The sequence below is a fragment of the Antiquaquibacter oligotrophicus genome (assembly GCF_020535405.1).
Taxonomy (GTDB): domain Bacteria; phylum Actinomycetota; class Actinomycetes; order Actinomycetales; family Microbacteriaceae; genus Rhodoglobus; species Rhodoglobus oligotrophicus.
The window spans coordinates 11,614-27,704 of the sequence record NZ_CP085036.1; the positions used below are offsets into that span (position 1 = coordinate 11,614).

At 63.9% G+C, this 16,091-nt stretch carries 15 protein-coding genes; 12 read left to right on the forward strand and 3 right to left on the reverse strand.

Features of this window, described 5'->3' with window-relative positions:
* Positions 1–3 precede the first annotated feature (3 nt).
* A complete protein-coding gene (locus LH407_RS00065; protein ID WP_322133326.1) occupies positions 4–2,253 on the forward strand; it encodes a RelA/SpoT family protein in 2,250 nt (749 codons plus the stop codon).
* On the opposite strand, the gene LH407_RS00070 is transcribed toward LH407_RS00065, so the two are convergent.
* The 3 genes from LH407_RS00070 to LH407_RS00080 form a co-directional block, all read right to left on the reverse strand.
* Positions 2,240–2,785, reverse strand: a complete 546-nt coding sequence (locus tag LH407_RS00070) for a hypothetical protein (RefSeq protein WP_322133325.1) — start codon at positions 2,783–2,785, stop codon at positions 2,240–2,242. The two genes, LH407_RS00065 and LH407_RS00070, sit on opposite strands and share 14 nt — an antisense overlap.
* 73 nt (positions 2,786–2,858) lie before the next feature.
* Positions 2,859–4,088, reverse strand: a complete 1,230-nt coding sequence (locus LH407_RS00075) for a DUF349 domain-containing protein (protein WP_322133324.1) — start codon at positions 4,086–4,088, stop codon at positions 2,859–2,861.
* Between the two features lie 80 nt (positions 4,089–4,168).
* The gene (locus tag LH407_RS00080; RefSeq protein WP_322133323.1) at positions 4,169–4,972 is read right to left on the reverse strand and encodes a peptidylprolyl isomerase; all 804 of its coding nucleotides are present in this window, start codon (positions 4,970–4,972) and stop codon (positions 4,169–4,171) included.
* A gap of 96 nt (positions 4,973–5,068) precedes the next feature.
* Here LH407_RS00080 and LH407_RS00085 point away from each other — a divergent pair, with 96 nt between their 5' ends.
* The 11 genes from LH407_RS00085 to aroB all read left to right on the forward strand — a co-directional run bounded on the left by LH407_RS00085 (position 5,069) and on the right by aroB (position 16,077).
* Positions 5,069–6,400 (forward strand): replication-associated recombination protein A, encoded by a 1,332-nt coding sequence (locus LH407_RS00085; RefSeq protein ID WP_322133322.1) that lies wholly within the window; start codon positions 5,069–5,071, stop codon positions 6,398–6,400.
* Between the two features lie 178 nt (positions 6,401–6,578).
* The gene (rpsD, locus tag LH407_RS00090) at positions 6,579–7,208 is read left to right on the forward strand and encodes a 30S ribosomal protein S4 (RefSeq protein ID WP_322133321.1); all 630 of its coding nucleotides are present in this window, start codon (positions 6,579–6,581) and stop codon (positions 7,206–7,208) included.
* A gap of 71 nt (positions 7,209–7,279) precedes the next feature.
* Positions 7,280–7,657, forward strand: coding sequence for a DUF948 domain-containing protein (locus tag LH407_RS00095; protein WP_322133320.1), 378 nt, complete (start codon positions 7,280–7,282; stop codon positions 7,655–7,657).
* A gap of 64 nt (positions 7,658–7,721) precedes the next feature.
* A complete protein-coding gene (locus LH407_RS00100) occupies positions 7,722–7,946 on the forward strand; it encodes a hypothetical protein (protein WP_322133319.1) in 225 nt (74 codons plus the stop codon).
* A 50-nt stretch (positions 7,947–7,996) separates the two neighbouring features.
* Positions 7,997–10,651: an alanine--tRNA ligase gene (gene alaS / locus LH407_RS00105; RefSeq protein WP_322133318.1), complete on the forward strand. Its 2,655-nt coding sequence runs from the start codon at positions 7,997–7,999 to the stop codon at positions 10,649–10,651.
* Positions 10,651–11,112, forward strand: coding sequence for a Holliday junction resolvase RuvX (ruvX, locus tag LH407_RS00110; RefSeq protein ID WP_322133317.1), 462 nt, complete (start codon positions 10,651–10,653; stop codon positions 11,110–11,112). The genes alaS and ruvX overlap by 1 nt, the downstream gene beginning before the upstream one ends.
* Positions 11,113–12,411, forward strand: coding sequence for an endolytic transglycosylase MltG (gene mltG / locus LH407_RS00115; RefSeq protein WP_322133316.1), 1,299 nt, complete (start codon positions 11,113–11,115; stop codon positions 12,409–12,411).
* The gene (locus tag LH407_RS00120) at positions 12,404–13,249 is read left to right on the forward strand and encodes a shikimate dehydrogenase family protein (RefSeq protein WP_322133315.1); all 846 of its coding nucleotides are present in this window, start codon (positions 12,404–12,406) and stop codon (positions 13,247–13,249) included. Before mltG ends, LH407_RS00120 begins: the two co-directional genes overlap by 8 nt.
* Before the next feature lie 47 nt (positions 13,250–13,296).
* A complete protein-coding gene (aroC, locus tag LH407_RS00125) occupies positions 13,297–14,502 on the forward strand; it encodes a chorismate synthase (RefSeq protein ID WP_322133314.1) in 1,206 nt (401 codons plus the stop codon).
* Entirely contained in the window at positions 14,495–15,004 is a 510-nt protein-coding gene (locus LH407_RS00130) for a shikimate kinase (protein WP_322133313.1), read from the forward strand. Before aroC ends, LH407_RS00130 begins: the two co-directional genes overlap by 8 nt.
* Positions 15,001–16,077: a 3-dehydroquinate synthase gene (gene aroB / locus LH407_RS00135; RefSeq protein WP_322133312.1), complete on the forward strand. Its 1,077-nt coding sequence runs from the start codon at positions 15,001–15,003 to the stop codon at positions 16,075–16,077. The genes LH407_RS00130 and aroB overlap by 4 nt, the downstream gene beginning before the upstream one ends.
* Positions 16,078–16,091 lie beyond the last annotated feature (14 nt).

Below are 16,091 nucleotides of genomic sequence, written 5' to 3' on the forward strand. Positions count from 1 at the left end.
TGCATGACGGAGACGACTCAGAGCGCCGCCTCATTCCGCAGCCTTCTGCCAAGACTCTTTTCGCGCGCACAACCTGCCGGGGCGGTCGATCGTCTCATCAAAACGGTGAAGATGCACCATCCGCGTGCAGATACGGCCATCATCGAACGCGCCTACACCGCAGCCGAGCGTGCGCATCGCGGTCAGCGGCGTAAGAGCGGTGAGCCGTACATCACCCACCCCGTTGCCGTCGCCCAGATTCTGGCCGACCTCGGCATCGGCACGAAGACAGTTGCGGCGGCCCTGCTTCACGACACGGTGGAAGACACCGACTACACGCTCGATGTGCTGCGGGCTGACTTCGGCGACGAGATCGCCATGCTCGTCGACGGGGTTACCAAGCTCGACAAGCTGAAGTACGGCGACAGTGCACAGGCGGAAACCGTACGCAAGATGGTAGTCGCGATGTCGAAGGACATCCGCGTGCTGGTGATCAAACTGGCTGACAGACTGCACAACGCCCGCACCTGGGGCTTCGTGGAGGAGGCCTCGGCGACACGTAAGGCCACGGAAACCCTCGAGATTTACGCGCCGCTCGCCCACAGGCTGGGGATCCAGGCCATCAAACTCGAGCTCGAGGACCTCTCGTTCGCGGTGCTGCACCCGAAGCTCTACGTCGAGATCGAGAGCCTCGTGAGCAAGCGCACCCCACAGCGCGAGCAGTTCATGCAGCAAGTTATCGACGCCGTTAACGACGATCTAAAGGCATCGAAGATCAAGGGGTCGGTTGTGGGCCGCCCCAAGCAGTACTACTCGATTTACCAGAAGATGATTGTCCGCGGGCGCGAGTTCGATGAGATCTACGACCTCGTGGGTATTCGAGTCCTCGTGGGGTCCGTGCGCGACTGTTATGCCGTCCTGGGTTCGATCCACGCTCGCTGGACGCCGGTACCCGGCCGCTTCAAGGATTACATCGCGACACCAAAGTTCAATCTGTACCAGTCGCTTCACACAACGGTGATCGGTCCGCAGGGCAAGGCGGTCGAGATCCAGATCCGTACGCACGAGATGCACCAGCGTGCCGAGTTCGGTGTCGCTGCGCACTGGAAGTACAAGGATCGTGTCAATAGCGGACGTGGTGACACGGGGACGGCCGTCGCTACGGACAGCGACATGGCGTGGCTTGCGCACATCAACGACTGGCAGGCGGAGACGGACGACCCGAGTGAGTTCCTCGACAGCCTCCGATTCGAGATCGGTGCCAAAGAGGTCTACGTCTTCACACCGCAAGGAAAAGTCATCGGTCTGCCGGCCGGAGCCACTCCCGTGGACTTCGCCTACGCCGTTCACACCGAAGTCGGACATCGAACGATGGGCGCGAAGGTCAACGGTCGCCTTGTGCCTCTGGAGAGCACTCTCCAGAGTGGTGACTCCGTCGAGGTGTTCACGTCCAAGAATCCGGATGCCGCTCCGAGCCAGGATTGGCTGAGCTTCGTCAAGAGCACCCGTGCACGCAACAAGATCAAGGCTTGGTTCACGAAGGAGCGCCGCGAAGAGGCGATCGAGCAGGGCAAGGATGCCATCGCGCGGGCCATGCGCAAGCAGAATCTCCCACTGCAGAAGCTCATGAGTCAGGACTCGTTCGCCGAAGTAGCATCGCAGCTGCGGTATGACGACGTCTCCGCGCTGTACGCCGCAGTCGGCGAGGGACACGTCTCCACTCAATCCGTTATCGAGAAGGTCGTTGCGCTCGTCAGCGAGGACGACACGGAGGACGATCCGACATTCGTGCCAAAAGCACGCTCGCGTGCGCTGAAGAACAGCGACTCCGGTGTGCTCGTTCGTGGCGCCCCCGACATCCTCGTCAAACTCGCTCGATGCTGCACGCCTGTGCCGGGTGACGACATCGTGGGCTTCGTCACGCGAGGCGCCGGGGTTTCCGTGCACCGAACCGATTGCAACAACGTTGAGTCGCTCATGCACGAACCTGAGCGAATTATCGAGGTGGAGTGGGCACCGAGCTCCAAGAGCGTTTTCCTCGTTCAGATCCAGATTGAGGCTCTCGATCGCCCCGGACTGCTGTCGGATGTCACTCGTGTACTCACCGAAAACCACGTCAACATCCTGTCGGCGACGGTATCGACGTCGAGTGAGCGCTTGGCGCTGAGCCGATTTGTCTTCGAAATGGGTGACACGACGCACCTCGATCGCGTTCTGAACGCCGTGCGGCGCATCGACGCCGTGTACGACGTCTATCGCGTCAACTCTGGCTAAGCACGCTCCACGCCTGAAGAACCCTCTCCATCGCTCGCCGCTTGTGCGGGAGCTTGTGGCGCGAGAGCTCCACGGTCAGGGTTTCCAGGCTGAGATTGCACTCCCGCATGAGCGTGATCACGGTCGTCTCGTCTCGCGGTGTCCATCGATCGGTGAACCGCGCGAGGTCGGCGGTCGTGCGCAGGGGAGTGGTCACCTGGACACCGCCCACTCGCACAACCTCAGAGGGCTGCAACACAACCTCCCGAATGATGACGTGCGGTTGGGAACGATGCGCGATCCGAGCCTCCTGTGCGGTGCAAAACTCGTGTGGCACGGGTGGACACGAGCGCGCGCCCCAAATCCAGGCCGCCGTTCCCCGTTCGGCTATGAGTTTGTCGTGATCGAGGAGCATACCCGCGGCCCGAAGCCTCGGTGTCGGGAACTCGTCGAACCGGGCATAGCCGCGGTCGATGGCGACGAGTTCGCCGTCGAGAGCCATCGCCGACAACTCCGCGATAGGGAACTGATCGGGGCCGAGGATGCCGTGCATCCTCACATCATCGTCGCCCCGGGAGAGTCGAGCGCTTTGGCCTGTAGATCTGTGAAGATCTCGCGCACTTTCCCTAGGAGGAGATAGCTCCGAGCCAGGCCTTGCGAGCTTCCAAAGCTTCCTTTGCCTTGGCAATGCGCTTTTTATCTCCGCTGGCCTTGGCCTCGTCGAGCTCACGCTCGAGCTTGGCGATAGCCGAGTTCAACTGGCCGAGGAAACCCTCCTCGCGCTGCTGGCGTTCGGGGTTTGACTTCTGCCAGTGCTCTTCGTCTAGCTTGCGCACGGCGTTCTCGACCTTCCGGAGCCGATCCTCCACCGCCCGAATCTGGTCGCGGGGAACCTTGCCGATCTCATCCCAACGCTTCTGGATAGCGATGAGTGCTTCCCGTGCCTTGTTGCGATCGGTGATTGCGAGAATCGCCTCCGCTTCGGTGAGGAGCTCCTTCTTTTTGGCGAGGTTCCCCTCAAACTCGGCGTTCTCCTGAGCGTCCAACTCAGACTTGGCGGCGAAGAGCACGTCTCCCGCAGCCTTGAACTTCGCCCACAGAGCGTCATCGACCTTCTTGCCCGCGCGACCTGCCCGCTTCCAGTCGTCGAGCAGCGAACGGTAGGCCGGGATGCCAGCAGCACCCTGTGCGGAGAGCGCTTCGGCTTTGTCAACGAGGGCCTGCTTGGCGTTGCGAGCGTCTCGGTGCTGACTGTCGAGTTCGGCGAAGAATGCCTTGCGATGTGTCTCGATCGTCGTCCGTGCTGCCCGGAATCGCTTCCAGAGGTCGCTATCTTCGCCCTTCGGGAGACGCGGCCCCTCGTTCTGCTGTTTCTGCCATTCCGCGAAGAGGGCGTCGAGCTCGGCCGAGACCGCCTTCCACTGTGCCTTGGCCGGGTCTTGCGCCGCGAGCTTCTCCGCCGCAACAACGAGCTTCTCGCGCTCTTCGAGGGCGGCGGCGATAGCTGCTTTCGCTTCTGCCTTCTGCTTCTCGGTGAGTTCGGTCACAGTGCCACCGAGCGCCTCGAGACGTCGCTGGAGAGACGGGAGGTCCCCGACTGCATTCGCAGAAGAGACGCTGGCGCTCAGGGTCGAGACGGCCTTGGCGACATCCGATGGCGATGCACCGCGTTTAACACGTTGCTCGAGGAGGGTCACCTGACCGGCGAGCTCTGCATATTTGCGCTCGAAGTATGCGAGCGCTTCTTCGGGAGTGCCATCCGGGTAGGAGCCGACGGCACGTTCGCCGTCAGCTTCCCGAACGAACACCGTGCCGGTCTCGTCGACGCGGCCCCATGGAGCCTTTTCGTCTGTCACGTGGATCACCCTGTCTGCTGTGCCCTGCGGATACGGTGGGCCCTAGTTAGCCTATGGCACCGGTTCCGTGGCCGGTCGGTCTATTCGAGCGTGAAGCCCGTGATGGTTGTGGGGACGGCGGGGGCGCCATCCGGAGCACCGTCTGCGGTGCCTTGCGACGTCACGCTCGCGATGAGCGCGTCAAGTCCGGATGTGACGGTGCCGACGACCGAGTACCCGCCAGCGGAGTCGGCCGGGAGCACGGTGTCCTGCACCACGATGAAGAACTGGTGCCCATTGCTGTACGCGTCGTCACCGACACGCGCGATCGCGATCGTTCCCGCGGGGTAGAGCCCGTCCGCCGGCGCATTCTCGATCGGGCCGAAGCTGTAGGTCAGATCCGACGTGCCATTGGCGTCGAGAGCTCCACACTGGATCAGCCCTGCCGATTCGCTGGTCACGAGACGGTGGCAGGCCTTGTCGATGTAGTAGCCGTCGTTCGCGTCTTTGAGGAGCGAAGAGACCGCTTGCGGAGCCACGGTCGGGTCGAGCTCCACACCGAGGCTGATGTCCCCGTTGAACACGATGCTCCCGGTGTACGGGCGCTGTTCGGCGAAGTCGGGGGCAGGCACGTCACCGACGTTCTGTCCCTCGGGTGTTGCCGTTGCCGATGCCGAGGGTGAAGCGGATGGAGTTGGCGTGGGCGTGCCGGGGCCGCCGGAGAAGTAGAAAATTTGCAGCGCGCCAGCTACTGCCGCGACAGCGACAACACCGATGATCGCGAGAATGTTGTCCCGACGCCGCCGCTTGTGTTGATTCTCGTGGACTGCCTGCCGTGCGTTGTAACGGCGAAGTCGTTCGCGTGCCTCGCGTGCTTCGCGTGCGCTGCTCTTGTTGGGGGCCACGGTGCTCCTTGCGCGTCATGGGGGGACCAGTGAACCTTACGACGACCGCCGCGAACTGAGCAAAACCGTGTCGCTCGTCGCGGATACCATGGCCTGATGGATGCCGGGAGCGGGTTGTTCGGCGGTGCGACGCCTCTCGCTGTCCGTATGCGTCCGCGGTCGCTCGACGAGGTTGTCGGACAGCGCCACTTGCTCGGACCGGGAAGTCCGCTTGTGGCCCTCGCTGCGGGGTCGAGCGAAAGCCAATCGGCCGTGTCGATCATCCTGTGGGGTCCTCCCGGCACGGGTAAAACGACGCTGGCGAAGTCGATCGCCCAGAGCTCAGGGCGCAAGTTCGTCGAGCTGTCAGCAGTCACCGCTGGTGTGCGCGATGTTCGCCAGGTGATGGAGGAAGCGCTCTCTGCGCGCGATCTCTACGGGCTCTCGACGGTGCTCTTCCTTGACGAGATACATCGGTTCACGAAGGCGCAACAAGACGCACTCCTGCCGGGAGTCGAAAACGGCTGGGTGATCCTCGTCGCGGCAACCACCGAGAATCCGTCGTTTTCAGTGATCTCACCTCTCTTGTCACGATCACTTCTTCTGACCCTCGAACCCCTCGATGACAACGATCTCGGTGCTCTCATCGATCGAGCGCTCGTGGACGAGCGTGGACTCAAGGGAGCGATTGAGCTGGATGACGATGCCAAAGCGGCGATCATCCGTCTGTCCTCCGGGGATGCTCGCCGAGCGCTCACCGCACTCGAAGCCTCTGCTCAAGCCGCCGCGGCGGAGCACGAGGGGGAGGCCTCCCCTCGTGTGACCCAAGACACCGTCTCGATCGCTGTGGATCGAGCGCTCCTGCGGTACGACCGTCAGGGCGATGAGCACTACGACGTCATCAGCGCCTTCATCAAGTCCATCCGCGGCTCGGACGTCGATGCGGCGCTCCATTACCTCGCTCGCATGATTGAGGCGGGCGAGGATCCGAGATTCATCGCGAGGCGCGTGATCATCAGCGCGGCCGAGGACATCGGTATGGCCGACCCCCAGGCACTCCTGATCGCGACCGCGGCAGCCGAAGCCGTGCAACTCATCGGCATGCCAGAGGGGAGGATTCCGCTGGCCGAAGCTGTCGTGTATCTCGCCACGGCCCCGAAGTCGAACGCGGCCTACTTGGGAATCGATGCCGCGATTGCGGATGTCCGGGCCGGTCGTATTGGCCGTGTACCGACCCACCTCCGGGACGCGCACTACCCGGGTGCCAAGCGACTGGGGCACGGTAAGGGATACATCTACGCCCATGACACCGAGTACGGCGTTGCGACGCAACAGTATTTGCCAGACGAACTCGAGGGCACGACCTACTACAGCCCGACGAATCACGGCAACGAGAGGGACATCGCTGCCCGGCTGGAGCGTCTCCGAGCGATTTTGCGCGGCACCTGATCCAATCGCCAGCGGTAGGCACGATCTCTGGTAAAGTAGCGGGGTTCGACTGGATGTCGGACACATCCCACCCCGTATTGCTCCCGGAGCGCCCCGACGTGCGTGCCGAACCGGAGCGGTGTGGCGATGCACGTTCGTGAGCCGCGATCGCCGCGGCCATGTAGTGAAAGGCTCCAGCATGCCCACGAAGTCCCAGGACCGCCGCAAGGTCCGTCTCTCCCGCGCTCTCGGTATCGCGCTCACGCCCAAGGCGGCGAAGTACCTCGAGAAGCGTCCCTACGCTCCCGGTGAGCACGGCCGCACCAAGCGCAAGGCCGACAGCGACTACGCCGTTCGTCTCCGCGAGAAGCAGCGTCTGCGCGAGCAGTACGGCATCCGCGAGAAGCAGCTGCGCATCCAGTTCAACGAGGCCCGCAAGACCGCCGGTCTGACCGGTGAGAACCTCGTCGAGCAGCTCGAAATGCGTCTCGACGCCCTCGTGCTCCGCGCCGGCTTCGCTCGCACCACCGCCCAGGCTCGCCAGATGGTTGTGCACCGCCACATCCTCGTCGACGGCAAGCTCGTCGACCGCCCGTCCTTCCGCGTCAAGCCGGGTCAGCTCATCCACGTCAAGGAGAAGAGCGAGGGCCTCGAGCCGTTCCAGGTCGCGGCGGCCGGTGGCCACGCCGACGTGCTGCCCAAGGTTCCCGCCTACCTCGAGGTCGAGCTCGACAAGCTCCAGGCACGCCTGGTGCGCCGTCCGAAGCGTGCCGAGGTCCCCGTCACGTGTGACGTCCAGCTCGTTGTTGAGTACTACGCGGCGCGCTAAGCAGCACAATCGCTTTACGCTGGAGCGGGTCATCCATCTGGGTGGCCCGCTTCGGCCTTTAAGGAGTACTCATGACCGGTGGAGATATTGCTGGACTGATTGCGGCGGGCATCTTCGCGGTCCTCGTGGGTCTTCTCGCCATCCCACTTGTCAAGCTCGGTCGCGTTTTTGATGAGACCAGCAGTGCCATTCGCGAGTTGAGTTCGAATGTCACCCCGCTGCTCGAGGAGGCGACGACCACGATCAGCGAGACCAACAAGCAGATCGCGCGGGTCGATGCGATCACGAGCAACGTCGAGGAGGCTACCGGCAACGCGTCGTCCCTTGTCGCTCTCTTCGCGGCAACCGTAGGTGGACCGCTCATCAAGATCGCGGGGTTCTCTGCAGGTGTTCGGGCGGCCATCGGAGGGCTCCGGCCTGGCCGCAAGTCGGCGTCACGAACGAAGTAAGCTTGGTGCGGGTAGCGCCCAGAAGCGTCGCCTTCCACTGATCGTTTCGACTCAAGGAGCACACATGAAGGGCGTTCTTCTCGTACTGGCAGGTGTCGCCGTCGGCTTCGTCGTCGCACACCAGGTGGCAAAAACCCCCGAGGGTAAGAGATTCTTCGAGGACGTCGACTCGAAGGCGCGGGAGTTCGGAAACGCGGTGGTTGACGGCTACAAGGCCCGCGAGGCGGAGCTGCGTGCCGCCGTTGCGGAGGCCGAAGAGGCGATCGCCGACCTCAAACGCTCCCGCTAAGCCATCCATCACCCGCGGGCACACTGCCCGCTCATCATTTTCAGGAACCCATGCAGACCGCCGATATCCAGAACCGCTGGCTGACCTTTTTCGGAGATCGCGGTCACACCGTGGTCCCGTCCGCTTCGCTCGTGAGCGACGACCCCACCCTGCTTTTCACGGTGGCGGGAATGGTGCCGTTTGTGCCCTACCTCACGGGGCTGGTACCCGCGCCGTTCCCACGCGCAACGAGCGTTCAGAAGTGCATCCGCACCCTCGACATCGAGGAGGTCGGGAAGACGCCACGGCACGGCACGTTCTTCCAGATGAACGGCAACTTCTCGTTCGGCGACTACTTCAAAGAGGGCGCCATCACCTACGCGTGGGAGCTTCTCACGACGGAGGAGTCCAAGGGTGGGCTCGGTTTCGATGAGAAGGACCTCTGGGTCACCGTCTACAAGGATGACGACGAGGCCATCGACCTGTGGAAGAAGGTCGCAGGCCTCTCCGACGAGCGGATCCAGCGGCTCGACAAGGACACGAACTACTGGTCGACCGGCCAGCCCGGCCCGGCTGGCCCGTGCTCGGAGATATTTTTCGATCGCGGCCCCAAGTACGGCATCGACGGGGGACCGGCGACCGACGACGATCGGTACGTCGAAATCTGGAACCTCGTTTTTATGCAGTATCTGCGAGGCGAGGGAAGCGGCAAGGACTTCGAGATCCTCGGTGAACTGCCCAAAAAGAACATCGACACCGGCATGGGCATGGAGCGTGTCGCCTTCATCAAGCAGGGTGTAGAGAACTTCTACGAAATCGATCAGGTGCGGCCCGTCCTCGATCGGGCATCCGAATTGTCCGGACGCAACTACGGCCACAATCACGACGACGACGTTCGGATGCGCGTGATTGCCGATCACGTGCGCTCCGGCCTCATGCTCATGTCGGATGGCGTCACACCCAGCAACGAGGGGCGCGGATACATCCTCCGTCGACTACTCCGCCGCACGGTGCGCGCAATGCGTCTCCTCGGAGTCGAAGAGCCGACTTTCGCCGAACTGTTCCCGGCATCCCGTGACGCCATGAAGGCGCAATATCCCGAGGTTGCCACCGACTTCGACCGCATTTCTCGATTGGCGCTGGCCGAGGAAGAGACGTTCCTGCGCACGCTCGCGAGCGGAACCACCATCCTCGATGTTGCCGTCGCTCGGACTCGGCAGGCTGGATCGGCCGAGTTGCCGAGCGACACGGCCTTCCTGCTCCACGACACGTACGGTTTCCCCATCGATTTGACGCTGGAGATTGCCGAGGAGGCTGGTCTCTCCGTTGACCGGGATGCCTTCGATTCCCTCATGCACCGCCAGCGCACGCTTGCCAAGGAGGATGCCAAGTCCAAGAAGCAGCACCTGGCCGATCTTTCGGTCTACAGCGCGTTCCGGGCTCAAGGCGAAACCGCGTTCACCGGCTACGAGTACCTGTCGACGGACAGCACCGTGCTCGGCATTATCAAGAATGGCGAATCGGTGACGAAGGCCTCGGCGGGGGATATCGCGGAGATCATCCTCGCGGAGACCTCGTTGTATGCGGAGTCCGGTGGTCAAGAGGCGGATGCCGGCACCATCGTCGGCTCGGGCTACGAGCTCGAGGTCCTCGACGTGCAGCGTCCCGTGAAGGGTCTCATCAGCCACAAGGTGCAGGTCACCTCGGGTGAGGTGGGTGTCGGCGATGCGGCTACAACACTCGTCGACGCGGACTGGCGCCGTGGCGCTGAGCAAGCACACTCCGCTACGCACCTCATCCACGCGGCCCTCCGACAGATCTTGGGCCCGCAGGCTCACCAGTCCGGTTCGTACAACAAGGCCGGCTACATGCGTCTCGATTTCTCGTGGAACGAGGCCCTGTCGCCGGCCACACGTTCCGAGGTCGAGGAAGTCGCCAACAACGCGGTGCGTGACAACCTCGAGGTGACGACACGCATCATGTCCCTTGACGAAGCGAAGTCGCTCGGCGCGATGGCTCTCTTCGGCGAGAAGTACGGCGAGACGGTTCGTGTCGTCGAGATCGGGGGGCCGTGGTCGCTCGAACTGTGCGCCGGCACCCACGTGTCGCGTTCGTCCGAGATCGGTCTCATCAACGTCGTGGGCGAGTCCTCCGTCGGAGCGACGAACCGACGTATCGAATCGCTCGTGGGTCTCGACGCGTTCCGGGATCTCGCGACGGAGCGTGCCATCGTTTCTGAGCTCACGTCGAGCCTCAAGACGCCGCGTGAACAGCTTCCAGAGCGCATCGCAGAACTGGTGGCGAGTCTCAAGGCCGCGGAGAAAACGATCGCGCAGTTCGAGCAGGCCGCCCTGTCCCAGCGGGTGCCCGCTCTCGTCGAGAATCGCCGGCTCGTCGGTTCGACGACCATCGTCGCCGAGAATCTCGGGTCCGTGGCATCCGGCGACGACCTCCGCTCGCTGGCGCTGTCGGTGCGCGAGCGACTCGGGTCGGAACCGGCTCTCGTCGCCCTTGGAGCTGACGTTGGCGGCAAGCCAGCGATCATCGTCGCGACCAACGACGCCTCGCGAGCTCATGGGCTCAAGGCCGGCGTTCTCGCGAAGGCTGCCGCAGGCGTCCTCGGTGGTGGTGGCGGCGGCAAGGACGATATCGCCCAGGGCGGCGGAACGGATGTTTCGGCCATTGGTGCCGCGCTCGACGCGGTCGTGAGCCAGGCCGCTTCCTGATGCGTTCGGGCGTTCGCCTCGGTGTCGACGTCGGGACGGCGCGCATCGGGGTCGCCCGGAGCGATCTGCACGGAATGCTCGCGACTCCGGTCGAGACTGTCCCGCGCGGAGCAGGCGACGTTGAGCGAATCGCGGCCATTGTGGCCGAGACAGAGTGCATGGAGATGATCGTGGGTCTCCCTATCGCGCTGTCGGGCAATGAGACCGCGTCGACGGCGGATGCTCGCGAATTCGCCGGCCGCCTCGCGGACCTCGGCGTGGCCACCGTCCGCGTCGTCGACGAACGTCTGTCCACGGTGTCTGCGCACGCCGCATTGCGGTCGTCTGGCAGGCGGGAGAAGGGGTCCCGCTCAGTCGTCGATCAGGTCGCCGCCGTTATAATCCTTCAGCACGCACTCGACTCCGAGCGTGCGTCCGGCCGCCCGCCCGGCGCGCTCATCGATCCGCACGAAGGAGCCTAAGTGGCGAACGAACCGAGCTGGGAGGACATCTTCACTCCCCGCGACACGGCGCCGGACCAGAATGCGGCTCCTCAGCCCGCCAGCGCTCCCGTTGTGGTGGCACCGGCGTTAAGTCGACGCGAAGCGCGTGAGCGTCAGGCGACTGGGGCGGGAGGTGGCGGCTCGCGCGGTGGTGGTCGTGGACGCGATAACAGCGGCAACTATGGTCGGACTCCGCGTAAGCGGCGTCTTCTGTGGCTCTGGATCACGCTGCCCATCGTGCTCATCGTCGGTGGACTCGGCGGTGCAGCGGCCTATGGCTGGCTCAACTACGAGGACCAGATCCGAGAACTCATTGGCTGGGAACTTCCTAACGACTACACCGGCGCCGGCAACGGTGTGGAAGTCATCGTCCCCATCCAATCGGGGGACATCGGCGCAGACGTTGCCAAAACTCTCCACGACGCGGGTGTGACGATGACGTTTGATGCCGTCTACGACCTCCTCGTGGAGAACCCGGACATCGGTTTTGTTCCGGGCAACTGGCGACTGCAGGAGGAGATGAGCGCGCAGTCTGCGATCGATGCTCTGCAGGATCCCGCGAACAAGGTCACGAGTGAATTGCTCTTGACCGAGGGTTCTGTGCTTCCCGACGCTCTCGAGATCATCGCGCAGACCACGGGAATCCCCCTGGAAGAGGTGCAGGCCGCTGCGGCTGACCCGACCGTCTACGGGGTACCGGCCGAAGCGCCCTCGCTCGAGGGCTATCTGTTCCCCGCTACATACGAGTTGAGCGGTGACGAAACGGCCCAAGACATCTTGCAGATGCTCGTGGACGAGATGTTCGAGCGCCTCGACGCCTTCGGTGTCGCGCCCGATCAGCGTCACGTCGTTTTGACGAAGGCATCGATCATCCAGCGCGAGGCTGGTTGGAATGTCGACGACTTCTACAAGGTGGCCAGAGTCTTCGAGAACCGTCTGGAACAGGGCATCAATCTCGAGTCCGATGCCACGGTCGCCTACGGTACCGGCAACCTCCACACCGTGTGGACCGAACCGGAGGAGCGCGCCGACGCGTCCAACCCCTACAACACCTACGCGAACCCCGGGCTACCCATTGGTCCGATCGGCCTGCCCGGTGAGGACGCGATTTCGGCAGCTCTCAACCCAGCCGATGGCCCCTGGTTGTTCTTTGTGCCGATCAATCTCGCCACCGGTGAGACCGTGTTCTCCGAAACTGCGGATCAGCATGAGGCGGCCGCCGAACAACTTCGCGCGTGGTGTCGCGAGAGCGACGAGAACGCCGCATACTGTGCGTAATCCGGAGCGCACGCGATTAGCGGTACTCGGATCGCCCATCGCCCATTCGCTCTCGCCGACGATCCATGCTGCGGCATATCGCGTGCTCGACACCGGGTGGGACTATGGCGCTCACGACGTGACGGGGGAGTCACTCGCATCCTTTGTCGCGGCTCTCGATGACCAGTGGCGCGGTCTGTCGCTGACGATGCCGCTCAAGCGCGATGTTCTTCCGCTTTTGACGGCACGTGACGAGATGGTCGATCGGGTGGGTGCCGCCAACACGGTCCTCTTGGGCGACTCTCTCGTCAGCGGTTTCAACACCGACGTTCGGGGCGCCGTCGAGTCGTTTCGTCGCGCTGGTGTGGCCACTCTCGATTCCGTGCACATTCTCGGCGCGGGCGCTACAGCCGCGTCGCTGCTCATCGCCGCCGTGGAACTCGGAGCCACCCACGCTCTGATCTCTGCGCGCACCGTGGAGAGGGCTGAGCCCCTCGTGGTGTTGGGTGCTCGTGAGGGTATCGACGTTGATGTCAGACCGTGGGGGATCAGCGATCGGTCGCACGCGGTCCCGGATGCCGTGATCTCCACGATTCCGCAGGGCGCGGCCGACCTCGTCTTCCCGGAGGACGTGCGGAGCAGATCCACCCTGTTCGACGTCGCCTATGACCCGTGGCCCACTCCTCTAGCCAGGGCCTGGTCCGACGTCGGTGGGCGAGTGATCTCGGGTCTGGACCTCCTCATCAACCAAGCGGTCGGCCAGATCCGTGTCTTCCTGACGGGAGACGTTGAGCGTCCGCTCCCGGACGAGGAGAGTGTGATCGCAGCTATGTGGGAGTCGGTCGCGAGCCGCCACTGAGGCTCCGACGGAGCATCCGTCCCGCGCGCCTGTGGGAGGATTGACGCATGCTTCGTTGGTTGACGGCCGGAGAGTCGCACGGTCCGGAACTGGTGGCGATCCTCGAGGGTATTCCCGCCGGTGTTCCTGTTTCGCCCGAGTCCATCCAGGAGGATCTGCACCGCCGCAGCCTCGGTTACGGACGCGGTGCTCGGATGAAGTTCGAGCAGGATGAGCTGACGATCTCGGCGGGAGTCCGCTTCGGCGCGACCATGGGTAGCCCTGTGGCGCTGCGCATCGGCAACACCGAATGGCCCCGCTGGGTCGATGTCATGAGCGCCACACCCGTCGATCCGGAGACTCTTCCGAAGGGTCGCGGGGCGCCGCTGACGCGACCTCGTCCCGGGCATGCCGACCTCGTCGGAATGCAGAAGTACGACTTCCCTGAGGCGCGTAATGTTCTTGAACGCGCGAGTGCTCGTGAGACGGCGGCTCGTGTGGGGCTCGGTGCCGTCGCGCGTAGCTTCCTGTCTGAGCTCGGCATCAGCATCCTCAGCCATACGTTGTCGATCGGTTCCGTCCGTGTTCCCGATGGCTCGGCTCTCCCCACGTACGACGATGTCGCCTACCTCGATGCCGACCCGTTGCGGTGCTTCGACTCCGCGACTTCGGCCGAGATGGTTGCCGAGGTCGACCGCGCACACGATGACGGTGACACTCTGGGCGGGGTTGTCGAGGTTCTTGCTTACGGTGTTCCGCCTGGGCTCGGGTCCTACGTCCACTGGGATCGGCGACTCGACTCGCAGTTGGCGGCAGCGCTCATGGGCATCCAGGCGATCAAGGGTGTCGAGGTAGGCGACGGATTCGCCACCGCCGCCAGGCGTGGGTCCGTTGCTCACGACGAGCTCGTCATGGGCGCCGACGGGATCACTCGCCTCAGCGACCGCGCAGGCGGCACCGAGGGCGGCATGACCACCGGCACGCTCCTCAGGGTTCGCGCGGCGATGAAGCCCATCTCCACCGTTCCTCACGCGCTTCGGACGGTCGATGTCGCAACCGGTGCCGCGGCGGATGCCCACCACCAGCGTTCCGACGTGTGCGCCGTTCCCGCCTCGGGGGTCGTCGCCGAGGCGATGGTCGCGCTTGTGCTCGCCAACTCGGTGCTCGAGAAGTTCGGTGGCGATTCCGTTGGCGAGACCCGACGCAATCTCGATGCCTATCTTGCGAGCATCCCCGAAGCACTCACGACCGCCAGGTCATCGCAGAGTGAGTGAGGTCGGGTCGCCGGCGGTTGTGCTCATCGGGGCACCCGGGGCAGGGAAGACCCGCACGGGGAAACGTCTGGCACGTTTACTCGAGGTGCCGATCATCGACACGGACAGTGTCATCGTCGAGCGCCATGGTCCCATTGCTGACATCTTCGACACGTATGGCGAAGCAGTGTTCCGGCGTTGGGAGCGCGAAGCCGTCGCGGAGGCGCTGACGCAACCCGCGATCGTAACGCTGGGCGGCGGAGCTGTACTCGACTCCGAAACTCAGGCCGATCTCGAAGGGCTACCCGTCGTACAGCTGACCATCTCCGCGGAGGCCGTCGAGCGCCGCATCGCCGGCGGCAAGCGACCTCTCGTGAGGGGCGGCGTTGGGGCGTGGAGTGACCTCGTCGCTCGTCGGCAGCCCATCTACGACAGACTCGCGGACCTCACCATCGACACCTCCACGGTTCCCCTGGACGGCGTCGCGCACACGATCGCAGACTGGTTGGAGAACCGAGCATGAGTGGCACGACAGTGATTCCGGTGACGGGAGTCGACTCCTACGACGTGCTCGTCGGACGGGGACTCCTGGCCGATCTACCGCAGCAACTCGGCACCCGTGTCGCGAAGGTGCTCATCGTTCACCCCCCGACGCTCGGCGCGCGCGCTGCTCGCCTCCGGGAGGCCCTGAGCGAACGATACGAGGTCTATCTCGCGGAAGTCCCCGACGCCGAGGACGCAAAAAGGGTGGAGGTCGCGGCATTCTGCTGGCAGATCATGGGCCAGACCGACTTCACCAGGACCGACGCCGTCATCGGTCTCGGTGGGGGAGCAACGACCGATCTCGCCGGCTTTGTCGCCGCGACATGGCTTCGCGGAGTCCGATTGATCCAGGTGCCGACGAGTGTCGCGGGAATGGTGGACGCCGCCGTCGGGGGAAAGACCGGGATCAACACCGCTGAGGGCAAAAATCTCGTCGGATCGTTTTATGCACCCGCCGCCGTCATCGCGGACCTGGACCTGCTCGACACGCTCCCTCGCAATGAGATCCTCGCCGGCTTCGCGGAGATCGTTAAGTGCGGCTTTATCGGCGAGCCCGACATTCTCGACATCATCGAGGCCGATCCAGAGGCTGCGACGGATCCGACGAGCGACGCCTTCCGACGTGTCGTTGAGCTGTCGATCGCACTCAAGGCACGAGTGGTGAGTGAGGACTTCAAAGAGTCAGGTCTGCGCGAAATCCTCAACTACGGGCATACGCTCGGCCACGCAATTGAGCACGCTGAACGGTATCGCTGGCGCCACGGAGCTGCCATTTCGGTCGGTATGGTCTTCGCGGCGGAGCTCGGTCGTATCGCGGGGTCACTCTCCGACGAGGTCGTCGATCGGCACCGCGCCATCCTCACGTCTCTCACCCTGCCCATCGACTACCCGCTTGGGCGTTGGCAGACGCTCCTGGCGACAATGCAACGCGATAAGAAGGCGCGGGCCGGCATGATGAGGTTCATCGTGCTCGATGCCGTTGGCAAACCCACGGTCCTCGCCGGTCCAGATGAGTCTCTCCTCTTCGCGGCCTACCAGGAGGTCGGGGTCTGAGATGTCGAGTGGGG